Annotated in this window: 1 protein-coding gene; it reads left to right on the top strand. The window is 72.3% G+C overall.

The features are described from left to right. Positions 1–133: 133 nt before the first annotated feature. Positions 134–1,396 (top strand): IS30 family transposase, encoded by a 1,263-nt coding sequence (locus tag DW661_RS07595; protein ID WP_117877566.1) that lies wholly within the window; start codon positions 134–136, stop codon positions 1,394–1,396. Positions 1,397–1,621 lie beyond the last annotated feature (225 nt).

Below are 1,621 nucleotides of genomic sequence, written 5' to 3' on the forward strand. Positions count from 1 at the left end.
CCTTGATTCTCATCTTCATTGCAACAGCCTCAGGACTCAGCGCAACGCGTTGCGCTGAGTCCTGAGTCGCGAATCCGGGTAGGCAACCCCAGAGGGGCCGGAATCCCCCGGCCCGCGATGGAGGGAGGCCGAAATGTCCAGACCCAAGCCGTCCGGGAGGTCGTACGGGAGGCTCACGAGGCACGAGAGGAACACGGTCGAGAGGATGCTCGACCGCAACCGCAGCGCCCGCGATATCGCCGCGGAGCTCGGCAGGTCGCCCTCGACCGTGACCAGGGAGGTTGCGGCGCACCGCTACGTCACCGCGCCGCGCTCGCGCTACGGCGAGCCCGCGCCCGCGGACCTCTCGGGGGCCTGCCCCAGGCTCTCCGCGTGGCCGAGGTGCTGCAACGGCTGCTCGCACAGGAGGGGCTACGGCTGCTCGAGGAGGCCCAGGGTGTTCTACAGCGCCAGGAGGGCGCAGGAGGCGGCCGACGCCGAGCTCTCGGCGAGCAGGTCCGGGATCGACGAGACCGAGGAGGGCGCCGCCGCCAAGCTCGCGGCCATCAGGGACGGGCTCGCGCGCGGGCTCTCCCCGCAGCAGATAGCGGCGACGACCCCCGGGCTCAGCGCCTCCACCGTCTACAGGTGGGTGGACGCCGGCTACGACGGCATGACGAACATGGAGCTCAGGCGCAAGGTCGGCTACAGGCCGAGGTCGCGCCGGGCCCCGGGGAGGGCGACGTCCCACTCGTCGCGCAGGTCGCACGCGTCGTTCCTCGCGCTCGGAGAGGACGCCTGCGCCGCGGCCTGGGAGATGGACACCGTCGAGGGCTCCAGGGGCGACTCCGCCAGGCTCCTCACGCTCCTGCACCGCCCGAGCCGCTTCCAGCTGGCCCTGCCGCTGCCGGACGGCACGTGCGCCTCGGTCCTGGCGGCGCTCTCCTCCCTGCGCGGGGTCCTCGGCGAGGACGGCGCGAGGCGCGCCTTCGGCGCCGTGCTCACCGACAACGGGAGCGAGTTCGCCGACGAGGGCGCCATCGCGGCGCTGATCGGCGAGCGGGACGGCGAGACCAGGCTCTTCTACTGCGACCCCCGGCAGAGCCAGCAGAAGGGCGCGTGCGAGAAGAACCACGTGGAGATCAGGAAGCTGCTGCCCAAGGGCGCCGGCGTCAGGTTCGACCGGCTGACGGCGGCGGACTGCGCGCTGCTCATGTCGCAGGTGAACTCCGAGCCGAGGGGGGCGCTCGGGTTCCTGACGCCGGCGCGCGTGCTGCGGATGGCCCTCGGGGAGGACGCCTCCGCCCTCATGGACGCGTTCGGGATAGAGGAGCTGGCGCCCGGCGAGCTCGACCTCACGCCCGGCTGCATCGACAGGGCCAGGGCCGCGAGGGGCGAGGGGCCGCTGGCGGGATAGGCGGCGGGCCGGGACATGGGCCGGAGGGCCCGTTGCGCTGAGTCCGGAACGGCTGCGCGGCGGGCTGGCGGAGCATGCGGCGGCGGCATGGGGGCACCGGCCTTCATAGCCTCTCCACCTGCGGAAACGATGCGACGGCCAGGTGCCGGGAGCTATTCCCGCGTTGCGCTAGCTGCGGAAACGCGGGGCCCGTTCAGGCTGTTGCGTTGAGATTGAAAATCAACC

The sequence above is a fragment of the Collinsella sp. AM24-1 genome, from assembly GCF_003470325.1.
Classification (GTDB): domain Bacteria; phylum Actinomycetota; class Coriobacteriia; order Coriobacteriales; family Coriobacteriaceae; genus Collinsella.

Excerpts from the sequence above, each read along its gene's own strand:
- DW661_RS07595 (WP_117877566.1), top strand. The coding sequence starts at position 134 with ATGTCCAGACCCAAGCCGTCCGGGAGGTCGTACGGGAGGCTCACGAGG.